The sequence below is a fragment of the Sphingobium sp. YR768 genome (assembly GCF_900111125.1).
In the GTDB taxonomy this organism is placed as follows: domain Bacteria; phylum Pseudomonadota; class Alphaproteobacteria; order Sphingomonadales; family Sphingomonadaceae; genus Sphingobium.
In genome coordinates this window covers 1-9,758 of the sequence record NZ_FOGE01000058.1, presented here as the reverse complement: position 1 = coordinate 9,758, position 9,758 = coordinate 1, and the positions used below count along the sequence as shown (strand labels likewise).

8 protein-coding genes and 1 pseudogene are annotated in these 9,758 nt (G+C 55.0%); 6 read left to right on the top strand and 3 right to left on the bottom strand.

What is annotated here, in order from left to right:
- Together BMX92_RS26045 and BMX92_RS26040 are read left to right on the top strand one after the other, a co-directional pair.
- The coding region (locus BMX92_RS26045) for an IS630 family transposase (RefSeq protein WP_143066918.1) at nt 1-417 on the top strand (417 nt) is incomplete at its 5' end.
- Between the two features lie 23 nt (nt 418-440).
- Complete coding sequence (locus BMX92_RS26040; RefSeq protein WP_093022459.1) at nt 441-662, top strand: hypothetical protein; 222 nt, start codon at nt 441-443, stop codon at nt 660-662.
- Between the two features lie 218 nt (nt 663-880).
- Here the strand turns inward: BMX92_RS26040 and BMX92_RS26035 are convergent, their stop codons facing one another.
- Genes BMX92_RS26035 through BMX92_RS26025 form a run of 3 tightly spaced genes read right to left on the bottom strand, consistent with a single transcriptional unit; the run spans nt 881 to nt 3,557 of the window.
- The gene (locus BMX92_RS26035; RefSeq protein ID WP_093022456.1) at nt 881-1,651 is read right to left on the bottom strand and encodes an IclR family transcriptional regulator; all 771 of its coding nucleotides are present in this window, start codon (nt 1,649-1,651) and stop codon (nt 881-883) included.
- Between the two features lie 33 nt (nt 1,652-1,684).
- The gene (locus BMX92_RS26030) at nt 1,685-2,602 is read right to left on the bottom strand and encodes a DUF6282 family protein (protein WP_093022453.1); all 918 of its coding nucleotides are present in this window, start codon (nt 2,600-2,602) and stop codon (nt 1,685-1,687) included.
- A gap of 49 nt (nt 2,603-2,651) precedes the next feature.
- Nucleotides 2,652-3,557, bottom strand: a complete 906-nt coding sequence (locus BMX92_RS26025) for a hypothetical protein (protein ID WP_093022450.1) — start codon at nt 3,555-3,557, stop codon at nt 2,652-2,654.
- A 261-nt stretch (nt 3,558-3,818) separates the two neighbouring features.
- Between BMX92_RS26025 and BMX92_RS26020 the strand changes: the two genes are divergently transcribed.
- The 4 genes and pseudogenes from BMX92_RS26020 to BMX92_RS26005 form a co-directional block, all read left to right on the top strand.
- Entirely contained in the window at nt 3,819-4,547 is a 729-nt protein-coding gene (locus BMX92_RS26020; protein ID WP_218145864.1) for an HpcH/HpaI aldolase family protein, read from the top strand.
- A gap of 105 nt (nt 4,548-4,652) precedes the next feature.
- A complete protein-coding gene (locus BMX92_RS26015) occupies nt 4,653-5,957 on the top strand; it encodes an MFS transporter (protein ID WP_093022445.1) in 1,305 nt (434 codons plus the stop codon).
- Nucleotides 5,958-6,365: 408 nt separating this feature from the next.
- Complete coding sequence (locus BMX92_RS26010) at nt 6,366-8,087, top strand: amidohydrolase (protein ID WP_093022442.1); 1,722 nt, start codon at nt 6,366-6,368, stop codon at nt 8,085-8,087.
- Between the two features lie 604 nt (nt 8,088-8,691).
- Nucleotides 8,692-9,666 (top strand): annotated as a pseudogene (locus tag BMX92_RS26005) (TonB-dependent receptor plug domain-containing protein); the annotation flags it as partial.
- Between the last annotated feature and the right edge of the window lie 92 nt (nt 9,667-9,758).

The window sequence follows — 9,758 nt, the reverse complement described above, 5'->3', positions numbered from 1 at the left end:
CATGGCCATTGGAAAACCACCACTTTCACCGGTGCGCTGCGCCTGACGGGCATGACTGCGCCGATGGTCCTGGACGGTCCCATGACCGGCGAATGCTTCGCTGCCTATGCCCAGCAGGTTCTGGCGCCAACGCTGCATCCTGGCGACATCGTCATCCTCGACAATCTGCCGGCGCATAAAGCAGTGGCTGCCCGTGAAGCCATCGAAGCGGTTGGAGCGCGCATGCTGTTCCTGCCGCCATACAGCCCCGACTTCAACCCAATCGAAAACGCCTTCTCCAAACTCAAGGCTATCCTGCGAAAAGCCGCCGCCCGAACTATCCCGGAGCTATGGCATGCGATACGTGACGCGTTGCCACGCTTCACTCACGAAGAATGCGCAAACTATTTCACAGCTACCGGATATGAGCCAGAGTGATCGGATTATGCTCTAGCAGCCTGATGCAGCGGAACAAGGTCTACGCAGTGACAACCCTCGCGAAAGTCGCTCAAGAATGGGAGGAAAGCGAGGACCTGCTCCAAGAACTCACCGAGCAAATGGACACCGAAGACGGCGTTATCTGGGTTTACGGCATCGAAGAGCATGCTGTGCTGGCCCTGTCCGAAGATGGTATCGAGTGCCTTCGAGACCTGCTCGGCGAGCATAAACGCGATCACCAGTAGCCCGCGGTCTTCACCGAATGCCTACGTTTTGCGCTGTAGCAACCCGTTACGACAAGCGAGATGACAACTTCCTCGCTTCAGTCCAACTCGCTTCCATCCGCATCTGGTTGCGACATAAAGAGTCGGTCGCCTAGGGTACTGGCGACCTTCGGAGCGGGCAAAATCTGCTTTAATCGCTCGGCTTACTCTGCGGTGGCCACGGCTTTAGCGGACTCTTTTTACGGCTTTTGATACCCCAGAATTGTTGAAACCCGCGATGCCGCGACCATGACGGCATGCGTAACCTGGGGGTGGGGGGTCCTTGGCAGGTCTTGTATCAGACCGACCACGGCAATCGTGCCGATACATTCGTCGTTGCCGTTGAAGATCGGCGCCGCTACGGCATTCAACCCAAGGGCGAGTTGCTCGGGTGCATCCGACCATCCTTGTACACGTACCTGTGCGATGTGGGCTTCCAGTCGATCCCAGCCAGTAAGGGTATGGTCCGTGCTTGCTGCGAATTCCTGCTTACGCGCGAAGTTCTGCAGCGCGCTGCTGCCGAATGCTAGCGCGACGCGACCTTGTGCCGAACTGTGTAGCGACAGTGAACTTCCGGGCCGGACGCCGATTTGGACCGGCGTTGGCGCAGCCACCATCGAGAGGACGACGACGCTGCGCGCGCGTACCGTGGAAACTGCCACCGAAAGCCCAGTCTGATCCCTCAGCCAGTGGGCCGCCTCTTCCGACGCGCTGTGCAAATCGACCTGATTGCTCCCAAGCTGGGCGAGTAGCTGGCACTGAAGTCCCAATCGATAGCGCGTGGTGCGCGAGTCTTGAGCTAGGTAATTGCGCTCCACTAAGGTTTGCAGATGGCGGAATACGGTTGCTTTTGTCAGTCCGAGACGGGAGGCCAGTTCGGTAACGCCGATATCCTCGCTGGCCGCTGCTACCGCCTCTATCACATCGAGCGCTAGATTCAGGGACTTCACACCCGATCGATCTTCCACCATTCTTGCGGTTCGCCTCTTTTCAAGGCTCGTCGGTCATAAACCCATCAGAGCCATCGCGTTGGTTGATATCATTTTTTTGATATCGCTCGTCGAATAGCCGATTTCCAGGCACAGTGCGATCACTGATCGAAAGCCTTCGACCGGTGTTGGATTGCCCTGCTGCCCAAGGTCGGAGCCCAGAATAGTGCGATCCACAGTGCCTGCCGTGATCAGCCTCTTCAGTTCCTCAGGCTCGAACATCTTGAAGGGCGAATTTTCGGTAAACATGCATAGCGAATGTTCGATATAAGCGCCGAACGCGGCAAGATTGCTGATGTCTTCCAGCGTCGCATCAATCACGAATGTGGGATGGTTGACCAAGAAGCGCTTGACGCCTCGCTTCTTGGCTTCCTCGAACACCGCCCAAATTTCCTGGATGTGCAGGTGACCGCCCGACAAGACGATATCGGCTTCGGCGATTAGGTCCAAAATGAACTTTAATTCGTCAATCAGCTCGCCGTTCGGGCCAAACGGAGTAAGCGGGGTCGGTGCCAACATCGCGTCTTTGGTGGACGGGAAATGCGTCGTTCGGCCATGATTGTGATGGTCAATGTGATTGGCCGACGAAAAAGTGGGCATCCAAACCAGTTGTGCGCCAAGCCGGATGCCGTGATCGACGGCGTAGCGGTTGAAGCCACCCGTGGCATTGTTGAGTGGTACGCCCGACATCATGGTGACACCCAGATGCGCGTAACGCTTGTTCAGCATTTCTGTGACTGGAGTAACCGAATAATAATGATCTTTGAAAAGCACGGCCTTCATTCCGACCGCTGCCGCCTGTTCTAGTGCGTCGATATGATCGAACCGACGCGGCATTACCGATGGACCCGAATGGCAATGCAGGTCGACGGCACCGATCAAAAGTTCTTCTATGATCAATGCGTTATTCGGACTTGGTGCCTGCGTAGACATTATTACTCTCCTGAAGGTGACAGTCTTGATTGGGAATCGGGTTGGGGCGCTATTCGTTGCTCGGCATCGGATAATCTTTTGCGTTCAACACCCAGCCGGGCTTCTGCGAAAAGTCGATGCGCGGGGGGCAGAAGATGTCGATGAGCCGGTTCGTACCGTCTCCGACGGCACGGGAGGTGTGGATGGCTAGGGGAGGGATGACTGTGGCGGAAGGCGATCCGCAAAACTCTTTGTCATCATCACGCCAAGCGTGGAGGTTCGTTGTCCAGGGCCAGCGGACATAGTGCATGAAACTGCCTTCGATTGCGAGCGAGCATTGTTCGAAATCATCGTGGAAGTGCGGTGACAACTTAGTGGAGTCACGGGGGCCCTCGAATGGCTCAAGTATATTAATCATGAAAGTCGAGCAGCGATAAATCGAACCGAAGCGGCCAGGTTCGGGCGGTACGTCAAGCGGATAGGCCCGGATTTCGTGACCATCGCGCGGAACGGGCCATGGCGCGAAAGGCGGGATGTTGGGGTGCGGGTCATGATAGGCTTGCGCGTTCGAGCATTTGCTCATCAGGTCCCGTGCGTTCATGGTGAGCAGGCGGATCACCGGTCCGGCAGCGTTGACCGTGATGCGACTGCTGCCTGGCGGGATGACGACCAGGTGCCTGCCTGGTACCTTTTTGGTCTTGTTTTGGGCTTCAATAGTGATCTGGCTGTCGATATCTGGCATGATGACGACATATTCGTCGGATTGATCATCCCTCGTGAGTTCAGCGCCCATCGCGGCATCCATATAATGCAGGACGAAATTCTGGCCGCGGAAATACCAGCTGCGGCCGTGCGCGGTCTCTTCTGTCGGTGACGACTCATAAAAGCGTCCATATTCAGCAGCTGCAAAAGTGGATGCGATGGATTGTCTAGGCGATGAAGCCAGCGCTGCGCGCGGGTCGGAACTGTCATACATTAGGCCATTTTCCTTCGATCTTTGCCTGCATCGACGCACCATCCCAGCATGCGTCAACCGGTGTTTGTATCGCAATAAGGTCCAACGTATCTAATTGCGATACAGAAATTTGCAATACCGTTTGACATCGATCAACCCAACGCCTATCAAAATGGAATATCGTTTCCCTAGGCGGGACGAGTTTATGTTGGGGGGAGTGACTGGCGAATGTCTCCAATCCACACTCACGGACCCTTGCTCCGTAAGAGAATGCGTGAGGGCGTGCCGGTCATCGGCACGTTCCTTAAGACGACATGCCCGCAGACAGTTGAGGTGCTTGCCCGGTCGGGACTAGATTTTGTGGTGCTCGATGCCGAACATGCGCCCTATGACATTGCCGGGCTTGATGGCGCGTTGCTCGCAGCGCATGCGCTCGGCCTACCTGCTTTAGTGCGTATCCCTGACCATCGACCGTCCTTCATCAATAGCTGTCTAGACATGGGCGCCCATGGCGTGATGGTCCCGCATACCCGATCGGCGGCTGACGTTGAGTTGGTTGCAGATGCGGCGAGATATGCTCGACGGAAGCGGGGTTTTTCGCCTTCCACCCGCGCAGGCAACTATGGTCAGATTGATAGTTGTGAATATCGGGGCCGAGCGGATGCGAACAATATCATCTGCTGTCAGATTGAAGATTCCGAGGCGATGGAGCGGCTGGAAGAGATTGCCGCGAACAACTCGGTGGACTGCTTATTCATAGGGCCGGCTGACCTTGGCCTGTCCTTGGGGTATGACGGTCCGAACGATCCGCGGCTCGGTGATGCCATACGCACGATCGCTGAAGTGGGTCGACGCCATGGGCGCACCGTGGGGTTGTTTGTGTCCAGTGTCGACATTGTCCCCGACATGATAGCCATCGGAATTACGTTATTCGTTTGCGGGTCCGACCAAAGCATCCTGTTATCTGGCGCCAAGGGCGTAGCTCAAATAATGGCGAATATACCTACATAGAAACAATATAATATATTGGAGGTGCCAGATTCTATTTGGCGATGTAGAATATATTAAATCGCAATTGATCAAATATAGGTCGGCGATAGTGGGAGGTGGGGTGCAATGTTTGATTGGTTTGAGAAGCTGAATAAGATCGAAAGGCGAACGCTCTTCGCCTGTTTTGGCGGATGGGCCGTTGATGCGTTAGATACACAGATTTACAGCTTCCTAATTCCTACCCTGATCGCAACTTGGCATATGTCGACGGCACAGGCGGGGTTACTTGGGACCTCTGCGCTTATATCGTCTGCATTGGGTGGATGGATTGGTGGCGTATTATGCGATCGTATCGGACGTGTGCAGGTCATGAAGCTAGCGATTGCCTGGTTCGTCTTTTTCACGATCCTGTGCGGCTTTGCCAATTCCTTCGAACAGCTTCTGATCGCTCGTATCTTGTCAGGCATCGGCTTTGGTGGCGAATGGGCGGCTGGTGCGGTGTTAATGGGGGAAATTATTCGGCCGCAGTATCGCGGGAAGGCGGTCGGTACGGTCCAAAGTGCCTACGCGATCGGTTACGGCGCTGCCGCTATCATGTCGACGGTTCTGTTCGCTTTCATGCCCGCGACTGAAGCATGGCGTTGGATGTTCTGGTTAGGCGTCACGCCTGCGATCTTTGTTTTCCTAGCCCTACGCAACCTACCTGAACCTGCCGTCTTTCTGAACGCCAAGCGGGCCCGAGGGGCGGCGGGGGCCGGGCATGTAAGTCCCTTCATGATTTTCCACGTTCGAGTGCTGCGGATCACGGTGTTGACCTCAATCTTGGCGCTGGGCGTGCAAGCGGGCGGCTTCTCGATGGTTATATGGTTGCCCACGCTCCTTAAGAGCCTTCATAATCTAACGACGGTACAGGTCGGCTATCACATGATCATGCTGACCACCGGTTCTTTCGTTGGTTATATCGTCGCGGCCTATCTTTCGGATTGGATCGGGCGTCGCCGCAATTTTCTACTTTTCACGCTTCTCAACTGGATGGCGATCCCGGCTTTTCTGTATTTGCCGGTATCAATGGCTATGCTGTTTCCTCTCGACTTCATACTTGGTTTTGCCACGCTTGGTATTTATAGCGCGCTCGGACCTTATTTCACCGAACTGTTTCCCAGTGCGGTTCGTGCGACCGGCCAAGGTTTTTCGTATAATTTTGGTCGCGGGGTCGGTGCTTGCTTTCCTACCTTGGTGGGCGTGCTGAGCGCTACTGGCGGCCTTCTGGATTTGCGCGGCGCGATGGCGATTGTTGGGTGCAGCGCGTATTTTTTCGTGCTGCTTGCAATCGCGCTGCTGCCTGAGACCTGTGGTCTCGATCTGGATGAGGTGCCGGACATCATGCCCGATATAGGAAATACGGCATTTCCGTCGGTAAGCGGGCGTTAAATCTGAGTGAGCCTTAGTCCTCGCTCCGGATGAGGGTTTCATACGACAGATCAAGTATGCGGGGGGACAGGGTGATTTCTTCGAATTACTTGAAAAGTTCATTTCGAAGCGCGGTTTCGAGGCACGAATATGATCTGCGACGGCGTAATTGTCAAATAAGTAGAAATTACGGTGATAGATACAATCTCACTTTGGTATAATTCTTAATCGATTTTAGGGTATTATTGATATCAGACATACTCATTAAGATAATTCATTCGGGTTATAATATCATTTTTTGCGATCAAAATATCGTGAGATGTAAATAATTCTGCATGAAATATGCAATTATTAATCTAGATTGAACAAAAACTTGCGACTCATACGGTGTTAATTTCTTCATTTCCATATTTATGATTGGAAATAGTTATGACTTATCGCAATTTATACTTACTCACCGGTGTCGTCGCCTTCTTGTCATCGGCGACATCTGCGCAAACTATATCTTCTGAGCCGGCAGACCTGCTGCTACGCGGTGGCCGAGTAGTCACGCCGAACGGGGTCGTTCAATCGATCGCCGTTCGCAACGGGCGTATCGTAGCGCTTGGCGATGACAGGTCGCTCGATCTGCTGCGAGGGGTAGGCACGAAAGTTGTCGATCTGAACGGACGGACAGTCTTGCCGGGTTTTCACGACAGCCATATTCACGCCGTGGAGGCAGGGCTGCTCAACAAAAGCTGTCGTTTTCTGCCGGCCTCCAAGCCGCCGCAGATCACTGCGCGGATTGCAGAATGCGTGAAGGCGGCCAAGCCGGGGCAATGGATTTCTGGCGGGAGTTATCAGGCGGATATGTTCGGTTCGACGCCGCCCGACCGTGCGATGTTAGACGCGGTCTCGCCTGATAACCCGGTTCTGCTGGTCGATGTCGGGTTTCACAACGTCTGGGTCAATTCCGCGGCACTCAAACTTGCAGGCATAACCCGTGATACGAAAGATCCGCCGGCCGGCCGCATCGTTCGGCGCGCCGACGGCCAGCCATCCGGCGTATTGAACGAAATGTCCGCGCGCGCGCTGGTCGGCAAATATATGCCTCGGCCGACTGTGACAGAAAAGCAGGAGGCCCTTGCCTGGACCCTTTCACAACTTGCAAGTTGGGGCGTCACCTCTCTTACCGAAGCGGGTGCCGATGCCGATACCGTCGCGGCCTATGTCGGCCTCGCCGATGCCGGTCGACTCAAGCAGCGCGTGCGAACCTGCATCCACTTTGCCCCGGGACGCAATGGGGATGGCAGTTGGGATGGCAAATTGAGCCAGATGGTCATCGCGCGTAACGAGTTCAGCCGTGAACGACTGACCACCGACTGTGTGAAACTCGGGATCGACGGGGTTGCAAGCAATAGTCAAACGGCAGCGATGCTGGACGGCTACGTCATTCATGGTGAAGGCGCGGAGACGGGTAACGGTATGAAGCTGTCGCAACCGTTGCTCGACGACATCGTAGCTCGGCTCGATCAGAAAGGTGTGACCGTCAAGATGCACGCGATCGGCGATGGGGCGGTGCGTTCCGTGATCGATGCGATCGCCAAGGTGCGGCGAAATACCGGTGTCGTCGGGCCAACCCACTCCATTGCGCACGCCAGCTTTATCGCCCCTGCTGACCTGAAGCGCATGGCGGACATGAACCTTTCCGTCGATATTTCGCCCTATTCCCTCTTTCGCGCACCGATGACTGAGGAGATTGAGAGAAATGTAGGCGTCGAGCGCATGGCGCACTGGAAGCCCGTACGCCAGCTCCTGGACCAACATGTTCTGACGGTGGCCGGATCGGATTGGCCGGCGGGGCCGCCCACGGCCAATCCCTGGTTGGAAATTGAGACGATGGTGACCCGGCTGCCACCGGGCGGTGTGGGTAAGCCGCTCGCGCCCAGCGAGATAGCGACACTTGACGAGGCGATCACGATGTTCACGGACAGCGGCGCGCGCGAACGCGGGCATCGCAACGTTACCGGGGCGATCGAAAATGGCCTTTATGCAGATCTTATCGTGATTGATCGCGATCCCCATGCAATTCCAGTGACCGATCTCCACAATATCAAGGTTGTGACGACAATCATCGGTGGCGAGATCGTGTATGAGGCGGCTGCGAAGTGACAGGTTGCGACGTATAAGTCAGACTACGCGCTTCGAAATCAAATAGATGCATAATTATACATCTATATCTCATTGGACTGCTTCTGTTGTTGGGGCGTGGAAGTGGGATCCAGGCCAGCGGTGTTGACCTGTTTCTAGTCTCGGAGACGAAAGGACATTGGACGCATTGCGCGAGCCGAATTGACAGATTTCGATCCGGTATCCGCAGGTGCAGATCGGTATTTCAGGCGTCGCACCGTCTGTTCGTTTATGGCCCTTCGTAGATATTTTGTTGCGCGGCAGATGCGACATTTGTCCGCTTAGGCCGACAAGTTCGCGATCCGTCAATTCAAGCCATAGAAAATAAAGTATATATTTTGGCTAGATTGCCGATTTGGCATTCGACGCACAATCATCGATCCGATCCCGATGAATTCGCGCTTTTGATCGGAATAACGTTGGTAGCGAAATGAATCGGATGGAGTGCGCTGCCATATCGGGCGCACCTCACCCATCAACAGCTCTGCTGACACCAATATAAGGGAGGATGTAGACAATGGCTTATTATAATAAATTTAAGAAAAATGCCGATCGATTGTCGAGCGTGTCTTTGGGTGTGATGGCGATGGTCGCGTTATTACCAGAACAATTGCTCGCTCAGGAGATCGAACGAATTGGAGCGGAATCGCAGAGTGCAGGCGCTGCACTCGATAATAATCAAGTGGAGGATATAATCGTCACGGGATATAGAGAGTCGCTTCAATCTGCTCTTAATGTAAAGCGGCGGTCGGTAGCATCAGTCGATGCGATCGTCGCTGAGGACATTGCGAAATTCCCTGACCAAAACCTTGCGGAATCGCTTCAACGCGTGCCTGGGATCTCGATCCAGCGCGACGGTGGCGAAGGGCGTGCGATCACTGTGCGCGGCTTGGGGGCGCAATTTACCCGTGTGCGAGTCAACGGTCTGGAAACGGTGGCGACATCGAGCGACGGCTTTAATGCGACGCGGGAACGGTCATTCGATTTCAACGTGTTTGCGTCGGAATTGTTCAGTTCGATCGTCGTCCGTAAAACGGCAGAGGCTTCGCTCGACGAAGGATCGTTGGGTGCGGTGGTTGATCTCAACACAGGCAATCCGCTTCGGGGAAAGTCCGGCTTCACCTTTGTCGGATCCAGCAGCATCAGCTATAACGATCTGGCCGATACGGCCGGTCCCCGGGTTGCGGGCGTGGTGTCTTGGAAGTCGGACGATAGCCGGTTCGGGGCATCTGTGTCGGCCGCTTATTCCCGGCTCAAAACTATAGAAACCGGTAACAGCACGTCGCGCTGGGTGCAGGCGCCCTTTGATTCGGTGGATAATATCCCCTGTTTTTTCGATGCTGCTGGGAGACCAGCCCGCAATAGCGGCGGCACTTATCGCCCCGGCAACGCCGAATGCGATGCCGTCGCGCTCGCCTTTCACCCGCGCATTCCGCGTTATGGTCAAGTCGACCATGATCGGGAACGGCTTGGCATAACCGCCAGTCTGCAATGGGCACCGTCTGATAGGACAAAGGTCTCGATTGACGGTCTGTATTCGCGCTACAAGGCGAAACGTGAGGTACGCATCCGGTGAGGACCGCGGCTACTGACGGTTTGCTGGGGGATTTGGCATCTTACTTGCCGAGGAAGGCCTCCACGCCTTCTTGAGCG